This window comes from Filomicrobium sp., assembly GCF_025698805.1.
Classification (GTDB): domain Bacteria; phylum Pseudomonadota; class Alphaproteobacteria; order Rhizobiales; family Hyphomicrobiaceae; genus Filomicrobium; species Filomicrobium insigne.
This window is the reverse complement of the sequence record NZ_JAILWT010000003.1, coordinates 337,521-362,259: the sequence shown is the minus strand read 5'-3', so window position 1 is coordinate 362,259 and position 24,739 is coordinate 337,521. Positions and strand designations below refer to the sequence as shown.

The 24,739-nt window shown below is 57.5% G+C and carries 27 protein-coding genes and 1 tRNA gene; 17 read left to right on the top strand and 11 right to left on the bottom strand.

What is annotated here, in order from left to right; genetic code table 11:
* The 4 genes from fdhF (at nt 1) to K5845_RS09045 (ending at nt 4,467) form a co-directional block, all read left to right on the top strand.
* Nucleotides 1-2,877, top strand: a complete 2,877-nt coding sequence (gene fdhF / locus K5845_RS09060) for a formate dehydrogenase subunit alpha (protein WP_046480609.1) — start codon at nt 1-3, stop codon at nt 2,875-2,877.
* Nucleotides 2,878-2,882: 5 nt separating this feature from the next.
* Nucleotides 2,883-3,734 carry a formate dehydrogenase accessory sulfurtransferase FdhD gene (gene fdhD, locus K5845_RS09055; RefSeq protein WP_287958832.1) on the top strand — a complete coding sequence of 284 codons (852 nt, stop codon included), beginning with the start codon at nt 2,883-2,885 and terminating at the stop codon, nt 3,732-3,734.
* Nucleotides 3,721-3,945 carry a formate dehydrogenase subunit delta gene (locus K5845_RS09050; protein WP_287958831.1) on the top strand — a complete coding sequence of 75 codons (225 nt, stop codon included), beginning with the start codon at nt 3,721-3,723 and terminating at the stop codon, nt 3,943-3,945. The genes fdhD and K5845_RS09050 overlap by 14 nt, the downstream gene beginning before the upstream one ends.
* 120 nt (nt 3,946-4,065) lie before the next feature.
* A complete protein-coding gene (locus tag K5845_RS09045) occupies nt 4,066-4,467 on the top strand; it encodes a winged helix-turn-helix domain-containing protein (protein WP_046479002.1) in 402 nt (133 codons plus the stop codon).
* On the opposite strand, the gene modC is transcribed toward K5845_RS09045, so the two are convergent.
* The 4 genes from modC to K5845_RS09025 form a co-directional block, all read right to left on the bottom strand.
* Entirely contained in the window at nt 4,427-5,548 is a 1,122-nt protein-coding gene (gene modC, locus K5845_RS09040) for a molybdenum ABC transporter ATP-binding protein (protein ID WP_287958830.1), read from the bottom strand. The genes K5845_RS09045 and modC overlap by 41 nt on opposite strands.
* Nucleotides 5,545-6,234, bottom strand: a complete 690-nt coding sequence (gene modB, locus K5845_RS09035; RefSeq protein ID WP_090229030.1) for a molybdate ABC transporter permease subunit — start codon at nt 6,232-6,234, stop codon at nt 5,545-5,547. Before modB ends, modC begins: the two co-directional genes overlap by 4 nt.
* Complete coding sequence (modA, locus tag K5845_RS09030) at nt 6,235-7,032, bottom strand: molybdate ABC transporter substrate-binding protein (RefSeq protein ID WP_046478998.1); 798 nt, start codon at nt 7,030-7,032, stop codon at nt 6,235-6,237.
* Nucleotides 7,033-7,130: 98 nt separating this feature from the next.
* A complete protein-coding gene (locus K5845_RS09025; protein ID WP_090229033.1) occupies nt 7,131-7,625 on the bottom strand; it encodes a DUF2165 family protein in 495 nt (164 codons plus the stop codon).
* Nucleotides 7,626-7,697: 72 nt separating this feature from the next.
* Here K5845_RS09025 and K5845_RS09020 point away from each other — a divergent pair, with 72 nt between their 5' ends.
* The 9 genes from K5845_RS09020 (at nt 7,698) to ccoS (ending at nt 16,166) form a co-directional block, all read left to right on the top strand.
* Complete coding sequence (locus K5845_RS09020; RefSeq protein WP_287958829.1) at nt 7,698-7,937, top strand: hypothetical protein; 240 nt, start codon at nt 7,698-7,700, stop codon at nt 7,935-7,937.
* Between the two features lie 184 nt (nt 7,938-8,121).
* Nucleotides 8,122-9,744, top strand: a complete 1,623-nt coding sequence (gene ccoN, locus K5845_RS09015) for a cytochrome-c oxidase, cbb3-type subunit I (RefSeq protein WP_046480608.1) — start codon at nt 8,122-8,124, stop codon at nt 9,742-9,744.
* 3 nt (nt 9,745-9,747) lie between these two features.
* Entirely contained in the window at nt 9,748-10,479 is a 732-nt protein-coding gene (gene ccoO / locus K5845_RS09010; protein WP_287958828.1) for a cytochrome-c oxidase, cbb3-type subunit II, read from the top strand.
* An 11-nt stretch (nt 10,480-10,490) separates the two neighbouring features.
* Nucleotides 10,491-10,640 (top strand): CcoQ/FixQ family Cbb3-type cytochrome c oxidase assembly chaperone, encoded by a 150-nt coding sequence (locus tag K5845_RS09005; protein ID WP_046478989.1) that lies wholly within the window; start codon nt 10,491-10,493, stop codon nt 10,638-10,640.
* Between the two features lies 1 nt (nt 10,641).
* Entirely contained in the window at nt 10,642-11,508 is an 867-nt protein-coding gene (gene ccoP / locus K5845_RS09000) for a cytochrome-c oxidase, cbb3-type subunit III (RefSeq protein ID WP_046478987.1), read from the top strand.
* A 142-nt stretch (nt 11,509-11,650) separates the two neighbouring features.
* Nucleotides 11,651-13,213 carry a cytochrome c oxidase accessory protein CcoG gene (ccoG, locus tag K5845_RS08995; RefSeq protein ID WP_046478985.1) on the top strand — a complete coding sequence of 521 codons (1,563 nt, stop codon included), beginning with the start codon at nt 11,651-11,653 and terminating at the stop codon, nt 13,211-13,213.
* A complete protein-coding gene (locus K5845_RS08990; RefSeq protein ID WP_046478983.1) occupies nt 13,210-13,707 on the top strand; it encodes a FixH family protein in 498 nt (165 codons plus the stop codon). The genes ccoG and K5845_RS08990 overlap by 4 nt, the downstream gene beginning before the upstream one ends.
* Nucleotides 13,704-15,977 carry a cation-translocating P-type ATPase gene (locus K5845_RS08985; protein WP_046478980.1) on the top strand — a complete coding sequence of 758 codons (2,274 nt, stop codon included), beginning with the start codon at nt 13,704-13,706 and terminating at the stop codon, nt 15,975-15,977. Before K5845_RS08990 ends, K5845_RS08985 begins: the two co-directional genes overlap by 4 nt.
* Complete coding sequence (ccoS, locus tag K5845_RS08980) at nt 15,978-16,166, top strand: cbb3-type cytochrome oxidase assembly protein CcoS (RefSeq protein WP_090229054.1); 189 nt, start codon at nt 15,978-15,980, stop codon at nt 16,164-16,166.
* Nucleotides 16,167-16,213: 47 nt separating this feature from the next.
* Here the strand turns inward: ccoS and K5845_RS08975 are convergent, their stop codons facing one another.
* From K5845_RS08975 to K5845_RS08960, 4 genes are all read right to left on the bottom strand, one after another.
* Nucleotides 16,214-16,879, bottom strand: coding sequence for a helix-turn-helix domain-containing protein (locus K5845_RS08975; RefSeq protein WP_046478978.1), 666 nt, complete (start codon nt 16,877-16,879; stop codon nt 16,214-16,216).
* An 81-nt stretch (nt 16,880-16,960) separates the two neighbouring features.
* Nucleotides 16,961-17,332, bottom strand: a complete 372-nt coding sequence (locus tag K5845_RS08970) for a response regulator transcription factor (RefSeq protein ID WP_046478977.1) — start codon at nt 17,330-17,332, stop codon at nt 16,961-16,963.
* Nucleotides 17,333-17,447: 115 nt separating this feature from the next.
* Nucleotides 17,448-18,068 carry a response regulator FixJ gene (fixJ, locus tag K5845_RS08965; protein WP_090229057.1) on the bottom strand — a complete coding sequence of 207 codons (621 nt, stop codon included), beginning with the start codon at nt 18,066-18,068 and terminating at the stop codon, nt 17,448-17,450.
* On the bottom strand, nt 18,058-19,530 hold the full coding sequence (locus tag K5845_RS08960) for a two-component system sensor histidine kinase NtrB (protein WP_287958827.1): 1,473 nt from the start codon (nt 19,528-19,530) through the stop codon (nt 18,058-18,060). The genes fixJ and K5845_RS08960 overlap by 11 nt, the downstream gene beginning before the upstream one ends.
* A 410-nt stretch (nt 19,531-19,940) precedes the next feature.
* On the opposite strand from K5845_RS08960, the gene K5845_RS08955 reads away from it, so the two are divergent.
* On the top strand, nt 19,941-20,315 hold the full coding sequence (locus tag K5845_RS08955) for a hypothetical protein (protein WP_046478970.1): 375 nt from the start codon (nt 19,941-19,943) through the stop codon (nt 20,313-20,315).
* Between the two features lie 62 nt (nt 20,316-20,377).
* Here K5845_RS08955 and K5845_RS08950 read toward each other — a convergent pair whose 3' ends face one another.
* Nucleotides 20,378-21,235 carry a DMT family transporter gene (locus K5845_RS08950; protein ID WP_287958826.1) on the bottom strand — a complete coding sequence of 286 codons (858 nt, stop codon included), beginning with the start codon at nt 21,233-21,235 and terminating at the stop codon, nt 20,378-20,380.
* A gap of 270 nt (nt 21,236-21,505) precedes the next feature.
* Here K5845_RS08950 and K5845_RS08945 point away from each other — a divergent pair.
* From K5845_RS08945 to K5845_RS08935, 3 genes are all read left to right on the top strand, one after another.
* A tRNA-Lys gene (locus K5845_RS08945) sits at nt 21,506-21,580 on the top strand.
* 113 nt (nt 21,581-21,693) lie between these two features.
* Nucleotides 21,694-23,010, top strand: a complete 1,317-nt coding sequence (locus tag K5845_RS08940; protein ID WP_287958825.1) for a site-specific integrase — start codon at nt 21,694-21,696, stop codon at nt 23,008-23,010.
* 470 nt (nt 23,011-23,480) lie between these two features.
* Entirely contained in the window at nt 23,481-23,705 is a 225-nt protein-coding gene (locus K5845_RS08935) for a hypothetical protein (protein ID WP_287958824.1), read from the top strand.
* On the opposite strand, the gene K5845_RS08930 is transcribed toward K5845_RS08935, so the two are convergent.
* Nucleotides 23,684-24,535: a hypothetical protein gene (locus tag K5845_RS08930; protein ID WP_287958823.1), complete on the bottom strand. Its 852-nt coding sequence runs from the start codon at nt 24,533-24,535 to the stop codon at nt 23,684-23,686. The genes K5845_RS08935 and K5845_RS08930 overlap by 22 nt on opposite strands.
* Nucleotides 24,536-24,589: 54 nt before the next feature.
* Nucleotides 24,590-24,739, bottom strand: coding sequence for a hypothetical protein (locus K5845_RS08925; protein ID WP_287958822.1), 150 nt, complete (start codon nt 24,737-24,739; stop codon nt 24,590-24,592).

The window sequence follows — 24,739 nt, the reverse complement described above, 5'->3', positions numbered from 1 at the left end:
ATGACGATCATCAAAGAAATCGACTATGGGACGCCTGAGTCGAAATCTGAAAAAACGGTGACGCTGACGATCGATGGAACGTCGGTTACCGTTCCGGAGGGAACGTCCATCATGCGCGCCGCTATGGAGATGGGAACCGCCATCCCCAAACTGTGCGCCACCGACATGCTGGAAAGCTTCGGATCTTGCCGTCTATGCCTCGTTGAGGTTGAAGGCCGTAATGGCACGCCTGCATCGTGCACCACACCTGTCGCTCCCGACATGGTCGTGCGGACACAGACACAGCGGCTCAAAGAGATTCGCAACGGTGTGATGGAGCTTTACATCTCCGACCACCCCTTGGACTGCCTGACCTGCGCCGCGAATGGCGACTGTGAGCTTCAGGATATGGCCGGCGCCGTCGGCCTGCGCGACGTGCGCTATGGCTACGATGGTGCGAACCATGTCTTTGAAAGCCAGTGTGGTTCCAAGAACGATCTGTTCATGGATAAGGACGTATCGAACCCGTATTTCGCGTATGACCCCTCCAAATGCATCGTCTGCAACCGTTGCGTACGCGCATGTGAGGAAGTGCAGGGCACGTTCGCTCTAACGATCTCCGGCCGGGGCTTTGATAGCCGCGTGTCGCCGGGCATGGACGAAGACTTCCTGTCATCCGAATGCGTATCCTGCGGCGCCTGCGTCCAGGCGTGTCCGACGGCAACGCTCTCGGAAAAGAGCCTTATTGAGATCGGCCAACCGGAACACTCTGCGGTGACGACATGCGCCTATTGCGGGGTAGGCTGCTCGTTTAAGGCTGAGATGCGCGGCGAGGAAGTCGTTCGCATGGTCCCCTACAAGGACGGCAAAGCGAACCGTGGCCATTCCTGCGTTAAGGGCCGCTTCGCTTACGGTTACACGACGCACCGCGATCGCATTCTCAATCCCATGGTCCGTGACAGCATCGACCAGCCCTGGCGCGAGACGACCTGGGAAGAAGCGATCGGACGCGTGGCTTCCGAATTCAAGCGCATTCAGGAAAAGTACGGAAAAGGCGCTGTCGGGGGCATCACGTCCTCGCGCTGCACCAACGAAGACGTCTTTCTTGTTCAGAAGCTCATTCGGCAGGGCTTCGGCGTGAACAACGTCGACACCTGCGCGCGTGTTTGCCACTCGCCTACGGGCTACGGCCTCAAGACGACGTTCGGTGAATCCGCCGGTACGCAGGACTTCGATTCCGTTGAACATGCTGACGTGGTCATGGTCATCGGTGCGAACCCGACCGATGGCCACCCCGTGTTCGGTAGCCGTCTGAAAAAGCGGCTCCGCGAAGGCGCTAAGCTGATTGTCGTTGACCCGCGGCGCATCGATCTCGTTCGCAGCCCGCACATTTCAGCGGAGCAACACCTGGCGTTGAAGCCGGGCACAAACGTCGCAATGCTGACGTCGCTCGCACATGTGATTGTGACCGAGAACCTCGTGAACGAAGAGTTCGTGCGTGCGCGCTGCGACTGGAACGAATTCACGGAATGGGCCGATTTCGTCTCTGCCGAAGCCAATTCACCGGAGCGGATGCAACAGTACACCGGTGTTGATCCAGAAGCAGTTCGGGCAGCCGCACGCCTGTACGCCACCGGCGGCAACGGCGCGATTTACTACGGTCTCGGCGTGACCGAACACAGCCAGGGATCGACCACCGTTATGGCGATTGCCAACCTAGCGATGGCGACTGGAAACATCGGCCGTCCAGGTGTCGGCGTGAACCCGCTGCGTGGCCAGAACAACGTGCAGGGTTCGTGCGATATGGGCTCCTTCCCGCACGAGCTTCCCGGTTATCGCCACCTCTCGGACGAAGTGACACGTTCGTTGTTCGAGAAAACATGGGGCGTAAAGCTCAATCCCGAACCCGGTCTACGCATTCCCAATATGCTCGACGCGGCGGTGGAAGGTACCTTCAAGGGAATTTACATCCAGGGCGAAGATATTCTGCAGTCCGACCCCGACATGCAGCACGTAGCTGCGGGGCTTGGGGCCATGGAATGCGTCGTCATTCAGGATCTCTTCCTGAACGAGACCGCGAACTACGCACACGTCTTCCTGCCTGGGTCTACCTTCCTGGAAAAGGACGGAACGTTCACAAACGCGGAACGCCGCATTCAGCCTGTACGCCGCGTAATGGCGCCCAAGAACGGCTATGCGGATTGGGAGGTCACACAGCTTATTGCGAAGGCCATGGGGCTGAACTGGGATTACCAGCATCCGAGCCAGATCATGGACGAGATCGCGCTGCTCACGCCGACCTTTAATGGCGTGAGCTACAAGAAGCTCGAAGAACTCGGTTCGATCCAATGGCCCTGCAATGACGAGCATCCCAGCGGCTTCCCGGTCATGCATACCGAGACGTTCACCCGCGGACAGGGCCGGTTCATGCTCACCCAGTACGTCCCGACCGATGAGAAGACGGGATCACGCTTCCCGCTCATTCTGACGACGGGCCGTATCTTGTCGCAGTACAACGTGGGTGCTCAAACGCGGCGCACCGACAACGTGATGTGGCATGAGGAAGATCGCCTGGAAATCCATCCGCACGATGCTGAACAGCGCGGCGTGAAGGAGGGTGATTGGATCACCGTGAGAAGCCGCTCTGGTGAAACGGCGCTGCGTGCGCTCATTACCGATCGCGTGGCACCGGGGGTCGTCTATACGACGTTCCACCATCCCCTCACACAGGCCAACATCGTGACCACCGACTATTCGGATTGGGCAACCAACTGTCCTGAATACAAGGTGACCGCGGTGCAAGTCTCGCTCTCCAATGGACCGACGCAATCGCAGGAGGAGTATCGCGAGTTCTCCGAACGCAGCCGCCGCGTCATGGCCGTGGAAGCCGCGGAGTAGCGGACATGTCCGAGGCTCTCGAACGCACTTCGCCGTTGAAAGTCTCATCGGCGAAGTGCGAACGGATCGGCCGCATGATCCCTGAGGAGACGCCCATCGCATTGGTTTACGATGGCGTCACCCATGCCGTTATGCTGGCGAGCCCCGTTGACATCGACGACTTCGCGATTGGCTTTAGTTTCACGGAAGGCAAGATCTCGTGCCTCGACGATGTCGTTGAAGTCGATATCGTGCCACGTGAAAACGGCATAGAAGCGCGCGTTTGGCTGGCACCCCGTGCGGGCGTCGCCAATGCGGAACGCCGCAGATCGCTACTCGGGCCTACAGGATGTGGCTTGTGTGGTGTCGAAAGTCTCGACGCCGCTTTGCCCGTCGTGCAGCAGGTCGAGTCCGACTTGGCCCTAAATGTGGAAGACGTGCTGGCGGCCATCGACTCCGTGATGCCTGCCCAGGTGCTGAACGCTCAGGTCAAAGCGATGCATGCCGCTGGGCTATGGCGGAAGGGCGAAGGCTTGGTTGCACTACGCGAAGACGTCGGGCGGCATAACGCTCTCGATAAGCTGGCAGGCGCGTGCGTTCGCAACGGCGTCGAGGCCTCAAACGGCGTCATCGTTCTGACCAGCCGAGTTTCAGTGGAAATGATTCAGAAGGCGGCAAAGCTCGGCGCTCCCGTTGTGGTCGCGGTATCAGCACCCACCGCGCTGGCCCTGCGCACGGCTGAGGCCGCCGGAATTACCCTCATCGCGATCGCGCGTGACGACAGTTTCGAGGTTTTCACCCATCGCGAACGGCTCCGGCACAGTCCGGAACAAAAGAATTCAACGCTTAAGGAGAACGCATTTCATGAAGCCTGCTGAAAAGCTTGTCATGATGGCCAACCAGATCGCGCGAAATCTGGCCGTGCAAGGGGAGGAAAAGGCGGTAGCCGGAACGGCCACCCATATCCGGATGTTTTGGGACCCGCGGATGCGGGCTGGCATTCATGCGCACTTGGCTGCTGGGGGCGAAGGGCTTAACCCGACGGCACGCAGGGCAATCGAACAACTTCCTCCCGTCTCATATCCCTGACGCAGAATGCGAGCCGGAGCGCGTGATCCGTCTCGCCCTTTCTGGCGCACTTAGTGCCGCCGACAGCCTGAGATGCTACGATGCAGCGAATCCACCGTTGTAGTGAGCCTCTCATCCGCGATGACTACCCCGCGTCTTTCTCTGCGTATTGATCTCCCAAACGGCTCACGTTTGGGACCGGGTAAGATTGCGCTTCTCGAAGCGGTACAACGCCGGCGTTCGATTTCGGCTGCCGCGCGCGATCTTGATATGTCGTATCGGCGCGCGTGGCTTTTGATCGATGACGTAAATCGGGCCTTTAGTGAACCGGCGGTGGCGACATTCCCCGGGCGCTCCCAGGGCTCGGGCGCTGAACTGACCCCATTCGGAGAACGGCTGATCGCGATATATCGGACGGCTGAGCGCCGGTGTAAGAAGGCGGCCGCAGGATCCATTGAAGAGATCGTCGCAGCGACTGACGTCGCTTACGAGCGCGATGGCGCTACGCGGACGGGAAAGAAAACGAGCGCGCGCGACGCATGAAGCCGACCGAACGGCTATCCAAAGCGACAGTTTTGACGAGAGCCCACAGCTCTTGTCCGGGCGTGAGCTTAAGGCGCGTTGCCGACTCGCGCGTGATCAATGCGCGCAGCGTCGCGCCACCGAGGTCAACGGAGGCCTCAACGTAAGGGCCGCCACCTTCGGTGAGGCTCATCAACTTTCCAGGCAACCTGTTCGAGATGGAAATATCAACCGGAGGCGTGAGCGCGAGTGCGACATCGCGTGCTCTGATGCGGACACGCACGGGTGCGCCGATATCGAGGTCGACGCGGGGCACGCGCAGCATGCCGCCGGAAAAGCTAAGCGTCGAAAGCGCAAGGTCCTCATCGTGCTGTGCGACGACACATTCGATAACCGAACCAGCTTCAAACCGGCCGATCAGCGGTGAAAGCTCGGGATCGGAGGCGACATCGAGCAACGGACCGGAGCGAAGTACCCGGCCACCGTCGATCAGCACGATGTTGTCGGCCAGCCGGACGACTTCGTTGAATGCGTGGCTAATATAAAGGATGGGCAGTCCAAGTTCGTCGCGGAGCCCTTCGATATAGGGCAGCAGCTCTGATTTCCGCGGAGGATCGAGCGAGGACAGCGGTTCATCCATCAGCAGGAGCGAAGGCTGTGCAAGAAGCGCCCGTCCGATTGCGACGCGCTGCCGTTCCCCGCCGGATAGGTTGTGCGGCCGCCGAGAGAGAAGGTGCGTGATGCCGAGCAGTTCGACCGCCGTGTCGAAGTCAATGCGAGACGCGCCACGCGCGCGGCGCAATCCGTAGTCCAGGTTTTTTCGGACGGACAGGTGCGGGAACAGCCGGCTGTCTTGAAACACATACCCAACCCGGCGTTCATGGATCGGCATGTTGATACGCGTTGCGCTATCGAAAAAGACGCGGTCATCGACAGCGATGCGTCCTTCATCGGGGACGAGGCCGCCGGCGATAGCCTGTACGATGGAGGTTTTGCCCGAGCCGCTGCGTCCGAAAATTGCCGTCACACCACGCGACTTCGCCGCGAACGTCACATCGAGCTGCAGGTCCGAAAGCCGTTTGCGCAGGCGAATGTCGATCATGAACCGTAAACCGTCCGCCGCGCCCAACGCTCGGCTGCTTCGGAAAGACCAAGGGCCAGCAGCGAAAGGATAATGGCAATCACGACGAGCCGGAGAGCGGCTGCCTCTCCATCCGGAACTTGTGTGGCCGTGTAGATAGCGAGTGGGAGCGTACGGGTCTCCCCTTCGACATTCGAAGCGAAGGTGATCGTCGCACCAAACTCGCCGAGGCTGGCAGCGAACGCCATGATCAAGCCGGAAAGAATACCGGGCAGTATCAGCGGCAGAGTTATCGTCAAGAACGCGTCAAGCGGCGAAGCGCCAAGTGATCGCGCCGCGAATTCTAGGCCCTGATCAACGGCATCAAGCGACAGACGGATTGCGCGCACCATCAACGGAAACGCCATGACAGCGGCCGCCAGCACAGCGCCCGTGGAACTGAAAACCAACCGGATGCCGAACGTGTCGTTGAGCCACGCGCCAACGGGACCTCTGACACCGAAGGTGAGGAGCAGGAGATAGCCGATAACGACCGGCGGCAGGACAAGCGGCGCATGAGCAATGACGTTCAGCACGGATTTGCCGGGGAGGCGCGTGCGTGACAGCACCCATGCTACGACGAGAGCAGGCAACAAACACGAAGCCGACGCAAGCAATGCGACCCTGAGGCTGAGTGAAAACGCCTCGATTTCAACCGCGCTTAGCACTCAAGACCGCTCATAGGATCGCTCGGCAAAGTGAAAACCATAGCCGAGGAAAATTGAGCGCGCGGCATCAGTTTGGAGGAAGTCGTAGAACGCCCGGGATGCCCCTGTTTCGTGGCCGCGCATCAGGGCGATCGGATAGGTAATTGGCTTGTGCGTAGTCTCGGGAAAACGAGCGGCGATCGTCACGCCCTTGGAGATCGCAGCATCCGTGCTGTAAACGATGCCGGCAACAGCCTCTCCTCGCTCGACGAGAACGAGCGCATTCCGAACGTTATCCGCGCGTGCAAGCCGGCGCGCGGCCGCCTCCCACACGCCCAGGTGCGTTAACGCTTGCTTTGCGTATTTGCCCGCAGGGACATGGGCGGGATCGCCGACTGCGATGCGCCCCTTCGTCAGCTGCTTCAGCCACGATTGATCAGCGGTGATCCTGATTTCCAACGGCTTGTCCGAAGGAACGACCAAGACAAGCCCATTTCCCAACAGCGACCGGCGCGTGTCCGGAGCAAGCAAGTCGCGCTTTTGGACGTAATCCATCCAGCCTTCATCGGCGGAAAGGAAAAGCTGAGCCCCGGCACCCGCCTCGATCTGCTTTGCCAGGGTCGACGAGGACGCAAAGGAAAGCTTCGTCCGTATCCCGGTCTTTTCCGTAAAGGCGTCAGCGGCCGCCTGGAGCGCATTGGTGAGACTGGCAGCGGCAAATACCGTCACCACTTTCGGTGCTTCGCTCATGACCGGTATCGGCGCAACGCACACGGCGCCAACAATCAGGCCGAGAACAAGCTTCTTCAAGCCCTGCATGCCCCCATCCTATATACTCATATATACAGGATCGTTAGCACGTGCGCAGGCAATATGTCTACGATGCTGACGGAGAGGTACGCGATGATCGCTCTGTCTCAGCCGAGCTCACGTTCGGGCTGATTGACGAAGATCAGAACGCCCAGAATGGTCATGTAGAACCTGAACGCAGCGTCCTGCCCGTTCCAGGTTGACGATTGCCACATCAAGAACCATTCGCCGCCGATCACCATGAAGAAGAAAAACCAAACGAAGAATCCAGCGGCGCACCCGGCGATGGCCCATTTCTTCGAAGAGTTGAATTCTGCGGCGCTACCTTCACGTGCTTGAAACATCGCGATACCACCCAGCAGAAGGAGAATGAACGTTATCCCTTCGCCGGCGATGATGAGCCAATAGGCGGCGTGCCAGAGGGCCGGAGTGCTTATGGATCTGTACATCGACGAATTGTTCGGAAATGTCGTGTCCATGCTGAGGACATGCTGCACAAAGACGAAATTCGACCCATAGTCGGTGATATTATTGAAGGTCACCAGGAAGGCGAACGTGGCCAGAGCCAGCACCATTGAAATTTTCGCGTAGCGCAGCGTCATAGTAGAACCTCGATCGCATAGGGCGCGGAAATACAGGCAGACATCGGGTGGCAGTGACAGGCGGACGTATCCATGCAAACACGCATTGAACTGACAGCCACCGCGCGCCAACATGCCGAGACCTGCGGGATTTTGACGATACTGCACAATACCGTACCCCAAGCCGACCTGTTGCCAGGAGACATCGTAGAGATTGCATCGGCGGAAGGGATCATTGCCTTTGTCGTGCATACGCGACGGCTACAAATACGTGTCGATGAACAGCAGGTCTTCGTCATCGAACTGGACTACCCCGTGCGCGTGCGTCCATGAATTAAATCGCCACGCAGAGCACTTTGGCGGCAAAACCATCGGCATGCGTCATTCCGCCGGTGCGGCCGATCTTCCCCTTTGATTCAAATCAAAGTCTGTTTCATCGCAATCTTGTGAGAACGAAGTCGCGGCCGAAGCACGAGGCCCGGCCGCCATGATGTCTGACCAGCGGGGCTCTCCTTCCATGAAATATGGCACCGAGATTGCGTTCGTAAGTCTCGCGACGTTCCTAGCGCTTTTAGCCGCCGTCTTCGCGCACGATGCCGCCTTTGCGACCCACATGTGGGTCCTTTTCTACGTATTGCTCGTCTTCGTAATACTGCTCATTCGCAATTCCGATTCATCTGGCAATGCGCACGTCGCGACGGATGCGGACTATCTCGATGGCCCCGTGAGGTACGGTGTTATCGCCACGATGTTCTGGGCCGTAGTCGGCCTCATTGTTGGTGTCGTGGCAGCGCTGCAACTCGCCTATCCCGACCTCAACGTCGAGCCCTGGCTTACCTTCGGCCGCTTACGTCCGCTGCATACCTCGGCAGTGGTCTTTGCATTCGGTGGCAATGCACTGATGGCGACGTCCTTTTATGTCGTCCAAAGAACATGCCGTGCGCGCCTTTTCGGGGGAAACCTCGCGTGGTTTGTATTCTGGGGCTACCAACTCTTCATAGTCATGGCAGCGACCGGATACCTGCTGGGTATCACCCAGAGCCGCGAGTACGCTGAGCCGGAATGGTACGTTGATCTGTGGCTGACCGTTGTTTGGGTCGCTTATCTTGCCGTGTTCCTTGGCACGATCACCCGGCGCAAAGAGCCACACATCTACGTCGCGAACTGGTTCTACCTCTCGTTCATCGTGACCATCGCGATGTTGCATGTGGTGAACAACCTTGCGGTGCCGGTCTCCTTCCTCGGTTCCAAGAGCTATTCGCTATTCTCAGGCGTCCAAGATGCTCTGACGCAATGGTGGTACGGTCACAACGCGGTTGGGTTCCTGCTCACCGCCGGCTTCCTAGGCATGATGTACTATTTCGTGCCGAAGCAGGCAGAACGGCCGATTTATTCGTATCGCCTGTCGATCATCCACTTCTGGGCATTGATCTTCCTCTACATCTGGGCGGGGCCGCACCACCTTCACTACACAGCGCTGCCCGACTGGGCGCAGACGCTTGGCATGGTCTTCTCGGTCATTCTGTGGATGCCGTCATGGGGTGGAATGATCAACGGCCTCATGACGCTGTCCGGCGCCTGGGACAAACTCCGCACCGACCCGATTATTCGCATCATGGTGCTTGCCCTAGCCTTCTACGGCATGTCGACGTTCGAAGGCCCGGTAATGTCCATCAAGTCGGTCAACTCGTTGTCTCACTACACCGACTGGACCATTGGACACGTGCATTCCGGCGCCCTGGGCTGGGTCGGGATGATTTCCTTCGGTGCGATCTACTTCCTGGTTCCGAGGTTGTGGGGTCGTGAGCGACTCTACTCGCTCCAGCTTGTCACGTGGCACTTCTGGCTCGCGACCATCGGAATCGTCATCTACGCGGCCGTGATGTGGGTTTCAGGCATTCAGCAGGGTTTGATGTGGCGTGCCTATGATGAGCAGGGCTTCCTCGTCTACTCGTTCGCCGAGACGGTCGCGGCCATGCATCCCTACTACGTCCTACGCACGATTGGCGGTGGGCTCTACCTCGTCGGCGCACTGATCATGGCCTTCAATATTGTCATGACGATCCGCGGGCATCAACGACAAGAGGAGCCGATCGGTGGCCGCACGACCGCCCTTCGCCCAGCCGAGCAGGGAGCCTGAACCATGGCCTTGTTGGACAAGCACAAAATTATCGAACGCAACGCGACCCTGTTGTTCATCTTCTCGTTCTTGGTGGTCACGGTGGGCGGTATCGTCGAGATCGTGCCGCTCTTCTACCTCCAGAACACCATCGAGAAGGTAGAAGGCATGAGGCCCTATTCGCCGCTCGAACTGGCTGGCCGCAACATTTATGTGCGGGAGGGCTGCTACACGTGTCACTCGCAGATGATCCGCCCGTTTCGTGATGAGGTCGAGCGCTTCGGCCACTATAGCTTGGCGGCTGAGTCGATGTACGACCACCCCTTCCAGTGGGGCTCGAAGCGGACGGGGCCGGACTTAGCTCGCGTGGGCGGGCGCTACTCCAACGAGTGGCACGTCCAGCACATGATCGATCCGCGTTCGGTTGTGCCGGAATCTGTAATGCCGAGTTATTCCTTCCTTATGAACACGCCCCTCGAGGTGGGAAACTTCTCGGCTGAACTGGTCGCCAATCAACGTGTTGGCGTGCCGTACTCGGACGAAATGATTGAAAACGCGGAAGCTGATCTGAGGGCACAAGCAGACCTCAATGCGGACAGCTCTGGCCTCCTTGCGCGTTATCCTAAAGCTCCGATCGGCGATTTCGACGGCAATCCGGAAGCGCTGACCGAAATGGATGCGCTTGTCGCTTACCTGCAGATGCTGGGCACGCTTGTCGACTTCTCGACCTACGACGAAGCCGCTGGTTACCGCTGAGGAGGGACCGCATGGATTACCATTCATTACGCGAATTCGCGGACAGCTGGGGCCTGTTGTTCCTGACCGTTTTCTTCCTTGGCGTCGTTGTTTTCGCCTTCCGTCCCGGCAGCAAGAAGGCCGCCGATGAAGCCGCCCGCATTCCTCTTAAGGACGATTGAGATGAGCAAGGAAGAGATTGACGAGGTAACGGGCGTTTCCACGACGGGACACGAGTGGGACGGCATCAAGGAACTCAACAACCCGATGCCGCGCTGGTGGGTCCGTACGTTTTACGCCACGATCATCTGGGGTATCGCATACACAATCGCCATGCCTGCGTGGCCGATGATCGAGTCGGCAACAAAGGGCGTTCTTGGTTATTCGAGTCGCGCCGAGCTGAGAGCAGAGCTCGACGAGGCCACGGCCACCCAGGCCAGCCGACGCACGGCAATAAAAGAGAAGTCGCTGAACGAAATTCTTGCGGATGACGAGCTGCGGCGCTTTGCAATATCGGCCGGCTCCGCGGCATTTAAAGTCAACTGCTCGCAGTGTCATGGCTCCGGTGCTCAGGGGTCACCGGGCTATCCCAACCTCAATGATGACGATTGGCTCTGGGGCGGTGACATCAAAAGCATCTACCAGAGTATCGCGCACGGCATTCGATTCAACGGCGACCCTGATACGCGCATATCCGAAATGCCGGCATTCGCAGGCGTCCTCGAAGACAAGCAAATTAAAGAGGTCGCGGCTTATGTTGCGTCGCTCTCGAACACGTCTTCTGATCCGGCATTGGTCGAGCCCGGAAAGGTCGTTTACGAGGAAAACTGTGCGGCCTGTCACGGCGATGGTGGTCAAGGTGGCCGTGATATGGGCGCACCTAATCTCGTGGACGCAATCTGGTTTTATGGCGCCAGCGAAGCTGAAATAGCCGCTCAGGTACGCGCACCCAAGCATGGAGCGATGCCCGCTTGGTTGGAGCGCCTTGGCGAAACGACTGTCAAGGAACTCGCAGTCTACGTCCATTCGCTAGGAGGAGGCGAAGAGTAGCGAAGCGTGTGGGAATGGCCGGGGGGCGGCCGCCACGTGCCGGAACCTTACTGCGGCACGTTCCCACATCTTGACCTGGATCAACGTCCTAAAACGTCCGGTCCAACATCAGATATGAATATGGGCTGGCAAGGGCTTTACGATGCTTAATCCCGCAGAGATCGAAAAGCTGGATGTCGAAGCGGTGAATTCCGCTTCGAACCGACAGCCACTTTATGTTGCGCGCCGTAAGATCCATCCCAAGCGCGCGTCGGGAAATTTCCGGCAGCTCAAATGGATTGTCATGGCGATCACGCTGGGCATCTACTACTTGACGCCGTGGCTGCGCTGGGATCGTGGTCCGCATGCCCCGGATCAGGCTGTACTCGTCGATCTTGCGCACGGCCGCTTCTATTTCTTTTTTATCGAGATATGGCCGCAGGAATTATTCTATGTCGCCGGCCTGTTGGTCATGGCCGGGATTGGACTCTTTTTGCTAACGTCCACCATCGGCCGCGCATGGTGTGGCTATACCTGTCCGCAAACGGTATGGGTCGATCTCTTTCTTGTCGTAGAACGCGCGATTGAAGGCGACCGCAACGCCCGCATTAAGCTTGACCAAGCCCCCATGAGTTTTCGCAAGTTGGGATTACGGCTGACCAAGCATATGTCTTGGCTATTGATCGCTGTAGCAACCGGCGGTGCATGGATCTTCTATTTCGCCGATGCCCCCACGCTTTTCCGTGACTTCTTCACCGGCCAGGCAGCACCTGTGGCCTACATCACCGTCGCCATTCTGACCGCTACAACTTACACCTTTGGCGGTCTCATGCGTGAACAGGTCTGCATCTATATGTGCCCCTGGCCACGCATCCAGGCGGCGATGCTCGACGAAAATTCGCTGACCGTCACGTACAATGATTGGCGCGGTGAGCCCCGTTCGCGGCACACTAAGAAGGCCGTCGCCGCGGGGGAACGCAATGGCGACTGTGTTGACTGCAACGCCTGTGTCGCTGTGTGCCCGATGGGCATTGATATCCGCGACGGTCAGCAGCTGGCTTGCATAACCTGTGCCCTCTGCATCGACGCCTGCGACGGCGTGATGGACAAGCTGCACAAAGAGCGCGGGCTTATCTCCTACGCTACGTTTCGCGATTACGATGCCAACATGGCGCTGGCCACAGTCGGGGGCACCACGCCGATTGATCCGGCTCGGGTACGCGGAAGCGACGGTCGGTTTGTGCCAGGAATAGCTGACTTCAATTGGCGCAGCGTATTGAGACTTCGCACCTTAATCTATGTAACGATCTGGACGCTGATTGGTTTGATCATGCTCTATGCGTTGCTGACGCGGGACCGTTTGGAGGTGAACGTTTTGAGGGATCGTAATCCGCAGTATGTCATTCTGTCGGATGGGTCCGTACGCAATGGCTACACCGTCAAACTTCTCAACATGATCCCTCAACCACGTACCATCACTTTGCGCCTCGAAGGGTTACCCGGTGCGTCGATGAGCGTGAGCGGGCTTCACACGGGCCCAGAGGAACGATCTGTCAACGTGCCCGTTGAGCCGGATCGGCTACGGGCTCTCAAGGTCTTTGTCAGGCAACCAGCGGATCAGGCTCACCCCGAACGACAGACGTTTAGGTTTGTCGTCGAGGATAAGGTGAACCAAGAGACTAGCGCGTACACAGCGACCTTTAACGCACCCGGAGAACATAAATGAGCTACGGTTCTGGGCCGAAGGAGTTCACTGGCCGTCACATGCTGATTGTTATGGTCTGTTTCTTTGCGGCAATCATTGTAGCGAATCTGACAATGGCAATCGCGGCAAACCGAACCTGGACGGGTTTCGTCGTTGCGAATTCCTACGTAGCAAGCCAGCAATTCAACGACAAAGCAGCGGAAGGCCGAGCGCAAGCGGCGCTGGGCTGGACCAGCCGGTTTAGCTACAACGCGGGGCGCATCTACTATCTGCTGAGAAACCGCGAAGGCTTTCCTATCGATATGCAGAGCGTGACGGTCACTTTCCGGCGGCCGGCAACGGTCACCGAAGACAAGACGGTTGTTCTGACACGCGATGGCGCGAGCCATCAATTCGCCGCGGAAGCCGCGATTGCAGATGGTGTTTGGATTGTCGAAGCTCATGCCGACGTCGGTAAGCCGGCCGCCTATCGGTATGTCCGACGCATAATGATCCGCAACGGGGTGCTGCAATGACATGCTGTGCCGTTGGCATCGCAACAGCCAGCGAGCTTGGTCCGAATGCAACCGGGCCATCTATGGAAGAATTACAGCTCGCAAGCCATAGAATTGCTGACGGCACTTACCAGACGGATCTTTCCGTTCCCGGAATTCACTGTGGAGGGTGCATCCAGGCCATCGAGACGGCCTTGATGCGGCTCGATAACGTAGAACGCGCACGCGTAAACCTGTCGACGAAGCGCGTGAGCGTGCGTTGGCATGGCAGAACGCCGCCACCGATCATCGCCACCCTTGAGAGGTTAGGCTACGAGGCCCACCTCTTTGAAGCTGCGGCGAAGGCGCACGATGATACGCTGTCAGAACTCATCCGCGGTATGGCGATTGCTGGCTTCGCCGCCATGAACATCATGCTGTTGTCCGTATCGGTATGGTCCGGGGCGGACGCGGCAACCAGAGACCTTTTCCATTGGGTTTCCGCCTTGATCGCGCTGCCGGCGCTAGCTTTTTCCGGGCGCATTTTCTTCCGGTCGGCCTGGAGCGCATTGCGGCACGGCCGGACAAATATGGATGTCCCGATCGTCATCGGCGTTTCGTTAGCCTATGCCCTGAGCCTCTACGAGACGATCAATCATGGGGCCCATGCTTACTTCGATGCATCGGTCTCGCTCCTCTTCTTCTTGCTGATCGGCCGAACGCTTGATCATGTGATGCGCGAACGGGCTCGGACGGCTGTGATGGGGCTCGCACGTATGGCCCCTCTCGGCGCCATGGTTGTACGAGAGGATGGCGGACACGAATACCTGCCCCTGGCTGAAATCGGGCCGGGAATGAAAGTTCTGGTTGCGGCGGGCGAACGCATCCCGGTTGATGGATGCGTGAGACGAGGCACCACAGAACTAGATTGCGCGCTTGTGACGGGTGAAAGTGACCCACAAACTGTAGCCGCCGGAAATATGGTCCGCGCCGGCACGCTTAACCTCACCCAGCCCATCACCATCGAGGTGTCGGCTGCCGCCAACCAATCCTTCCTGGCTGAAATGATCCGGCTAATGGAAGCCGCGGAAGGTGGCCGCGCGCGATACCGACGTATCGCCGACAGGGCGTCTGCACTCTACGCTCCCCTCGTACATCTCACCGCGTTTCTAACCTTTTTAGGCTGGATGGCGGTGTCAGGCGACTGGCATCAGTCTGTAACAATCGCCATCGCCGTGCTCATCATTACATGCCCGTGTGCGCTGGGGCTTGCGGTTCCCATCGTTCAGGTCGTTGCAGCGCGACGTCTGTTTGAGAATGGCATCATGGTCAAGGACGGTTCGGCGATGGAACGCTTGGCCGAAATCGACACCGTTGTCTTTGACAAAACCGGCACGCTGACACTCGGCCGTCCACGCCTCATCAACGCAGAAGAGATCAACCGCAAAGCATTCGCAATTGCGGCTGCAATGGCCGACCACTCGCGTCATCCCATTTCGCAAGCGCTCCGTGAAATCGCGGCAAAGCATCATCTCAGCCCTATTCCTCTCACATCCGTTGAGGAATCTCCGGGCTGCGGCTTAGAAGCGAAAGCGGGGGACGTAGTCTATCGCTTGGGCAGAGCAAATTGGGCAACGGCCGGGATATCATCTTCTGTCGGTACGGTCCTGTCCCGCAACGGTGAGGAAATCGCGACGTTCAAATTCGAGGATGTCCTGCGGCGCGATGCTGAAGTTGCGGTCGCCGAACTGAAGGACGCCGGCCTTGCGGTTGAAATGCTATCGGGAGATCGTCGTGACGCAGTCCAATCCGTTGGCGATAAGCTGGCTATTGCGCGAGCGGATGCTGAGGCGTTGCCATCCGAAAAAGCGACACGGCTTGCTGAACTGACTGCTGCCGGACATAAAGCACTGATGGTCGGAGACGGGTTGAACGATGCTCCGGCTCTGGCTATGGCCCACGTCGCTATGGCCCCCGCAACGGCTGCAGACATCGGCCGCAACGCAGCAGATTTCGTGTTCTTGCGCGAAAGCCTGACAGCCGTTCCATTCGCACTAGATGTTTCTAAAAAGTCCGGAGCGTTGATCCGGCAGAACTTCGCTATTGCGATCGCTTACAATGCGGTCGCGGTTCCGATCGCGGTCGCCGGTTACGTTACGCCGCTGGTCGCTGCCGTAGCGATGTCGTTATCTTCTCTCATCGTCATTGGGAACGCGATGCGACTGCGAGGCCGCCCAATGCGTGAAGCCAAGCATACCGGAAAGGCCAAGTCACGGGCGCCACTGCGGGCAAATGCACTTGTGGAGGGTTAAATGACGAACCTCATCCTGCTCATTCCCGCCGCCTTATTCCTGGGAGGGCTTGGTTTAGCGGCCTTTCTTTGGGCGCTGAAAAGCGGACAGTACGAGGATCTAGATGGCGCGGCGGAGCGCATCCTCTTCGATCAACCTGCGGATGATCAATCTCCTCATAAAGAGAGCAGGGACCACGCGCGAAAATGAAACCTTCGCAAATTACTTTCGCGCGCAACTTTTGAGAAAAGGAATAATCAAGCACACAAGATGCGTAAGGCATCAACATCCACTATGTCGATGGTGCGAGCGCTCTTCAGCCGGATGTAGCCTCGTTCTCTAAACTTCGTGAACGCCCGCGAAACTGTTTCGATCGTCAGACCGAGGTAATCTGCAATGTCGGTTCGAGACATGGCGAGCTCAACGTGACGCATGTCGCCCTGCCGTTCCATCATATCGATCAGAAACGCCGCAACCCGTTCTCCAGCGCATTGGCGCCCGATGACGAGCAAATGCTTTTGTGCGCGCACAAGAGCATCCAGAGCTATCGGCAGAAGTTCTGAGGCTAGCCCCTTATCAAGCGGGCGTTGACAGATCCGGATGCCGCAACGGTCCACAGCCTCAGCAAAGAAATGATGAGCATCGTCCGCCTCGAAGCCAAAGAATTCCCCAGCAACATGGAAGGCGGTGATCTGGCGGCGGCCATCGGCGAGGAGCCGATAGATGCGCACTGTGCCAAACTCGACTTGGTACAGGGATGACGTGGGTTCACCTTGCGCGTAAATTTCAGCGTTGGGTGCGAACACGACGAGCTGATGAAGCTGAGTGTCTTCGATGATCGACGGCGGAAACGACTTGGAAATGTCCGTGCGAGCGGTGCGATCTGCATAGTGAGACGGCGGAAATGCGATTTGAGAATACATATCAAGCCTCCGGCAAACGCGTCGGAGTCATGAATGGACCAACTGTTACTCTGTTTGAATTAGGGATATCCCTAAGGGAAACTACGTAACGTAGATCTGTGGTCGCAGCTCATATGCTGCTCGAAGAGCAGAGCGGACGGCTTCAATCAGCTTCAATCCGAGTATCGGTTTCTCGATTATCCAAAAGCTTTCGCCGACTGAGAACTCGTCGCTGCGATCAACAAGTAGGATAATCGGTGACGCCAACGCGCGCAGATGGTTTAAGTTTTTTTCTTTATTTATCAGTGCATTGTCATCGACTATGACGCAGTCAAAAGTATTCATAGAGTCATGAGTCGAGGGCAAAGCCTTGAGTAACAAAACCTCACAACCTTCGGCTTCAAGTACGAAGCCTAGAGACGCACCAAATGCTGGATCAGGCGCAATGGCGAGTATGGCGGCGGAGAGAGACACAGCGGGGCCTGGAATGAATTGCGCAAGCGGCGCTTCGCCGCATGAAGAAGGTTAGCGGAAGCCCAGGCAATTTAGCTTTGCGCTAAATCAAGCCGCTGACCTGATTTAAGCGAGTTCAATCAGACGCGTTGGCCGCCAATACAAGTCTGACAAGTTCGGGCAGGCTTTTCACCTGCATCTTGGCCATAACGTTCGCGCGATGCACTTCTACCGTCCGAGGGCTGATATTCAGCTCGAAAGCGATCGTTTTGTTTGGCTGCCCGGCGACGACGCCTTCCATCACTTGTCGTTCACGATCCGTGAGTGAGTCCAATCGAGCGCGGATCGACGCGATGTCATCGATATCCCGAGGCCGGTTCTTCAGTTCTGAAGCTGCGTGTTTAATTGCGTTGAGCAAAACCTGTTCTTCAAACGGCTTCTCGATGAAGTCGAGCGCCCCGGTCTTCATAGCCTCTACAGCCATCGATACATCGCCGTGTCCGGTGATCACGATGGCGGGTAGCATGGCATCAGCCTCACGCAACCGCCTCAACAATTCGACGCCACTTATGTCGGGCATGCGCAGGTCGGTGATGAGGCAATCGTTTTGAAGGTTGCCTGTTAGTGCGGCATTCAGAAATTCCATGGCCGATTCGTGAACGCGAACCGTATGCCCAGACGTTGTGAGCAGAAAAGCCACGGACGTGCGCACGTCCTCTTCGTCATCCACGATATGGACTACGATGTCAGATCCCATCATGCAGCTCCTGGTCCTTAATAGCCGGTAGCACGAGACGGAACGTGGCCCCCCCCTCGCTATTGCGGTACATCGAAAGCTCTCCTCCGTGGGCTTCAACGATGCGCTTGGAAATGGAGAGGCCGACCCCCATACCTCCTGGCTTACTTGTCGTGAATGGTTTGAAGAGGCGGGCACCAATTTCGGGGGAGACACCTGGCCCCGTGTCGGCAACCTCGATCATGATTTTCCCGATGTCTTCCGAGGAAATCCTAACCAGCAATTCTCTACGCTCGCTTTCCCGCATTGCCTCCATTGCGTTTCGCATCAGATTGATGAGGACTTGTTGGATCTGGACCCGGTCGGCCATGACCAGCTTCGATCCTGAGTCAAACTCGAATACGGTACGGACCCCCATTTCACGTGATCCGACCAAGGCTAGCGCACCGGCTTCTTCAACCAGTTTGTGAATTTGCTCAGGTTGCTTTTCTGTCTCGCCTCTTGTCACGAACTCGCGCAAATGCCGAATAATCTGGCCGGCACGAAGCGATTGCCGCACGGTTTCTTCTAGAGCATCCTGCACGCGCGATGCTTCCGGACCTTTCATATTCCTCAGTAGCCGGATGCAGCCCTGGACGTAGTTCGCTATCGCTGACAACGGCTGATTAAGTTCGTGAGCGAGGGTTGAGGCCATTTCGCCCAGTTCGTTGAGCCGGGCTAACCGCGCGAGTTCGTTTTGTATTTCTCGCAGCCGCGACTTCGATTCTGCGATCTCGGTGAGGTCGCGTACAAAGCCTGTGAAAAAAAGATTGTCACCGCTCTTCATCTCACCAACGGCGAGCATCATCGGAAATGTCGAACCGTCCTTGCGTCGGCCAACGACAACGCGATCGGTTCCGATGATCCGCTTTTCGCCCGTCGATAAATACCGTTGAAGGTAGCTGTCATGTTCGCTGCGGTAGGGTTCGGGCATCAAAATGCGCACGTTTTGGCCCACCGCTTCTTCTTCTTCGTAGCCGAATTGCCGTATGCCAGCGCGGTTGAAGGCCACGATGGTTCCGTCACGTTCAATAACGACCATAGCATCGGGGACCGTATCGAGAATGGAGCGAAGGTGTGCTTCGCGCGCGCTGAGGTTCTCGCTCAAACGGCGTGTCTCAAGCAGTATGCTGCAGTGCGTACAACCGACATAAGCCAATGTTGCAGTGAGACCCAGTGACAGCAGTATCTCACCTAGTGTCACATTGGGTTGGAGCTTGAAGGCGTTTGCAACGAGGAGAGCTCCGATCGAAAGCAAAAGCGCCAAAGCCCCCCCGCGCAGCCCACCGAGATAAGCAGCCGCGAGAGCAATGGGCGGCAGCAGAACGATCAACCAGTGGCTACCGAACGAGCTCCAAAGCGACTGAATTACGAGAGCTGCTGGAATGCCAACGAGCGCAACGATAAAGCCGAGCACGTCCGCAGAGACCGCAGGTTCGGCCAAACAATTGATTTCTTGCGGGTTTGAGGACTTCAAACCCGAATTCAGGTAGCTGTTGAAGCGACACACTGGCCTACCCCATACGGCTGGAAAGACGCTTCTATACCTGCTGCGAACCCAATCCAATAGCGGGAGGCGGGTAGTGCGGGCACGCGCATCTGAGGGCATTGGTGCCGGAGCAGCTGCGCTGTGAGCGCTTGGACGTTTCTAGGTAGATGGATGGCATATAAAGCAACTGCAGCGCGACATTGATCTTGCCTTGCCATCATACTCCCGTCGCAAATCATGGCGTATTTGGTTAATTCGTGCCAAGACGGTTGCCAAACAAAGCCGTCCCGGCTCTGCGCAACTTACCAGGTTGGATCGAATTCTAGTCTAGAGTCATTCGCTCTAGCCGCCAATGGAGAAGAAGTATGGACATTATAGATTGGTCGCAAGTGAATTGGATCGATGTCGGCGTGTATGCCGGACTGGCATTTATTGCGTCCCTCATCGGCATGGGGATCAACAGAGCCCTGGGTGATACGCTGCTTTTTGCCGCGATCTTGACCGCAATCCTGTTTTCGGTGGGGTATGTTGGCTGGAATTACTATCCGCACGGCATCGACGTTGGCCAAACTCATGTCTCAGGTCAGACAGTGAACCCCGCCGTTGCGGCCCCTGCCGCGGAGCCTGCGGCACAAGCGCCGGCAGCTGACCCGTCTCCCGTCACAACAGTACCCGCTACTGAGCCTGCCTCTGAGCCAGCCAGCGAACCTGCTGCCGAACCGGCCCCCGCCAATCAGTAATGGGACTGCAGTCCGTGTTTCACTTACGTGGCGCCCGACGCATCGCGTCGGGCAGCGCCTTTCTAGCGTTCACCTGCACGCACGCGCCGCTCCCGGTCTATCAGGTAGATACCTGAACATACGACGACGCAGGAGCCCACGGCCGTCCAGATATCCGGCAGATCACCGAAGACCAGATATCCAAGCCCTGCCATTGAAAGTATCTGCAAGTAAAGAAAGGGCGTGATTCTGCTCGCCGGAGCCAGCTTATAGGCCAGGATGAACAGGTAATGCCCGGCGCCCCCAAACGCGCCAAGCGAGAGTAGCATCAGCCAAACCTCGGGCTGCTGCGGCCACTGCCATTCTGAAATGGCGAAAGGCGCTCCCAAAAAAACTCCTACAAACATTGAATAAAAGAGCGTCACGATCGGCGGATCCTCGCCGGCGATGTGTCGCGTGATTAGCATGAACAGCGCATAGGCCAGCATGCTTGCGAACGAAAAGCCCACCGCGGGGTGAATCTCGGCAAAGCCAGGCCGCACGACGATAAGTATGCCGCCAAACCCTACCAGAATGGCAATGAGCCGCCGCCAGCCGACCCATTCGCCGAGGAGAGGCCCCCCCAATAAGGCCACCACCAGGGGGGCCAGGAAGGTAATCGTGACGGTTTGGTCGAGCCTGAGGTACTTGAGCGCGAGGAAATTTAGCGCAGTGACCGTCACCATAAGCGTCGATCGCGCGAGCTGCCAGGGAAGCCGCCTGGTCCTGAACATCGAGCGCACGTCCATGAGGCCAAGCAACGGTACAAACGTGAGCATCAGGAAAAACTGACCTAGAAACCTGACCCAAATGATCTGAGTTACCGGAACCCCAACCCGCCCAGCTAGGTATTTCGCTGTCGCATCAAGGCATGAAAATAGGATCAGCGCGACCGCCATCATGGCGATTGCTCTGCCAAAATCTCGGATATGTGTCGCAGGGTACTGGACAGGCGGCGGCAGATGCGTCATCAGACTTTGTGTTCGCGAGGATCTTCAAGGTTCGGCTCAAACCTGGATCGCGTACGGATTGATGGCCATGCAGCAGGCAAGAAATATCTGCTGCCGGTCTTCCGCTCGTGTCTCAAGGCCGCGTCACGTTAGGCGTTGATCCTGTGGCTTTGATCGGCTAATCAACAACGTGGGCCCCGAGGGGCCCGTTTTCATTGGTTTGGACGGGTAGCTCAGTGGTAGAGCATTCGACTTTTAATCGAATGGTCGAGGGTTCGATCCCCTCCCCGTCTACCACCAACAACTCAGCTAAGCAATTGGTTTTGTTGGAGAATTTCAAGAGCCTTGTCCCTCTCTTCGTACCATTGTACCCATAACAAGGGTACATTTTGGGGTACACGAGGGGCATTATGGACCGATTGCTTCCGCAAAAGCGATCAGGAATTTGGTATTTAGTCAGACGCGTGCCAAAGGCTTATCAGAGCGTCGATAAACGTCGCTTTGCGAAGATGAGTACCGGCATCCGCGTTGCTGACGATCCACGCGGCGCTAGGGCAGCGCGCGTCTTACCAGAACTCAACGAGCAGCTTGAGGAGATGTGGCGGGATCTTGCGGCGGGACGCGAGCCCGGCCATCGCAAGGTATTCCAGCGAGCGGTTCGGATGGCGGGGCACTATGGCCTAGCCTACCAGACCTCCGAAGAGCTGGCGACCGGGCCGCTTGAGGAGATCGTCCGTCGCATCGAGACATTGGAGCGGACCAGGACTGTGGATAGTCCTAACGTCGTCGATGCGGTGCTGGGCGCTATCGATAAGCCGGATCTCATGCTCTCTGAGCTATTCGATGCCTTCAAGGAAGAGCAAGCCGCATCTGTCACCGACATGTCGCCGGGCCAACTCAAGCGCTGGGAGACGAACAAAACGCGCCCCCTCGACACGCTCGTTAGTGTGGTTGGAGACAAATCGGTCCTTGCCCTCACGCGTGAAGACGGCATCGCGTTCCGCAAGTATTGGCAGAAGCGCATCAAGGCCGATGAAATACTGATCACGTCAGCGAACAAAGAGATTGGCAGCATATCAAGGATGCTGCGCGTCGTTGAACGCGAGAAGCAGATCGGCATCCCACTTCATGCCTTCGCGGATCTTCGGATCGAGGGTGGACGTGACCGGCGACGGCCTGCCTTTGAGCAGGACTTTATCCAAAACAATATCCTCGCGACGGGCGCGCTAGACAGGCTCAACGATGAGGCTCGACGCGTGGTCTACGTCTGCGCCGATACCGGCATGAGACCCGTCGAGGTGGTCAACCTGCTACCGCAGAACATCCACCTAGATGCGAAGATCCCTTACGTCTCTGTCCGGCCGGACGGGCGGCGAATGAAGACACAGCCCTCGGAGCGAGATATGCCGCTGGTGGGATGCGCCCTGGAGGCCATGAAACTACAACCGAACGGCTTTCCCAGATATTTTGACAAGGGCAACAGTCTATCCGCGACGGTCAACAAGTTCCTCGAAGAAAACGACTTGCTGCCGACCGATCGTCATTCGCTATACAGCCTACGTCACTCGTTTGAGGACCGGCTGACCGATCTAAAGATCCCGGAAAAGATCGTGGCGACTTTAATGGGTCACAAGCAAACGAGAGAGAAATACGGCGAAGGTCCATCGCTGAAGTTGCTTCAGTCAGTGCTGAGCAAGATCGCTTTCAAGCCGCCCAACGCCCTATAGCGGCGCGCCATGCCCAAAAACTTGAGTGGAAATCGTTGCTTAGAAAGCCAAACCGCATCCGCAGCGTCAAGGTTATCGGCCCGACCTCCATCGAGACTGCGCGAGTATCTGACTATGGGAGGTCGGTCGCGTGGAGCGATGACGACGACCTAGCGATCGACAGCGTTCATCTGTCGATGATCTCCGAAGCACAGCGGTGTTGAGATCGGCGATCCCGGCACGGCCTATAGCATCAGCCACGTAACAAAGCTGAACAGGGCAACAAGCGCGATCACAAATACGACCTCACCGCGCCACGTAGGCGGCGGCCCTCCTTAGTCGGGGGATTTCTCGTAGCCAGAAACCACTACCACCCTCCCGAGCCGATGACGGCCGCCTCACTTGCCGAAGGACTATTAACACGTGGTCGTCTTGCCTGCCGGTTTCAGCGGTGTAATTTGATCAGTGCGCATCACTCTAGGAGGACCAATATGCCAGACGTGCCCGCCGCCTATCTTCGTATCCAACGCTGCCTGGATGTGCGGTTTGCAGAGCTGCATGCCGGTCTTGATGCGGTCGCGGACACAATGGCACTCCACACGACGCGGTTTACCGCCATCGAACAGCGCGCTGCCGCAATCGACCAGAAGCTGGACGCGGTGCTGACCTCTATGACGGACGCCCCAGGTGCAGTTCAAGCCGCACCAGAGAATTGATCCTTCTGCCCGTTCACCGGTTGCCATTCCATTTCAGGCTGCCAACTCGGATACAAACGCCGACGACATTTGAGTACGCGGGATCGGCTTGGGATCGCGACAACCTCGAATTCTGATGCCTTTGCGATGCGAACTTCCGTCTTGGCAATTCTCGCGCTTAGCAAAATCGGCTCGGCTTTCATAAAGTCCGCTGTTCTCAAGGCAAACCACTCAGCGACGGCGCGCCGGGTCGTCCAACAGACACCAGTTGCGGCATGCTCAACCGGAACGCCAGCGCAACCACGATAAGCGGTAAACCGATCGGGCAGGCTGTCGAAGAAGGCTCTGTCCTCACCCGTAAGGATGCGGTGAGGATCACCGTCCAGCGCCTCGTCAAACAGCTCCATCAGGCTGGTTGCCTCTTCTTCGTAGTCGTATAGATCCGTTTCAGCCGGATCCGAAAGAAATTGAAAGCCCCTCTTTCCCCCATGCCAGTTCCAACGAATGATAGCCGCCAACAAGAGCGGATCGGCATCCCACATATTGGCCCGGATTAAGCGCACCAACAGGCCGCCATCATGAGCCCCACCGGGTGACAGCTTCACCGCAAGTTCCTCCAACTCCAGAGGCGTTTTGTCCGAATTGTCTCGAAGGAACGCCGCAAGGTGAGGCTCGGCATCCCGCGCCATATCCATGGTCAACTTGCGGTCGTTATCATCAACTTCCCTGGGCAGGCTGACGCCAAGTTTTCGCAACCAGTCATGCTCGGCGGCACGTGCCTCAAGGGTAAGCTTGGTCCAGTCATCAAGGATAGCGCCAAGCGTGTCTTCAGTGCTCAGTGTCATAGTCATGAGTTGCGATATCCCCTACCCAAACTTCCAAATGAACAGACCACAAGGCCATCCCTAACTGCGCCGAAACGGCACCACCGTCCTGCCACCGCTATGGCCATTCGCGACGCCGTTAAGCGACCGAATAGCAGCAGCAGCCGACTTTGCGGGACCGCTAACGCCATCGATAAGTCGAACAACAAGTTGCGAGATCAGGTTTGCCAT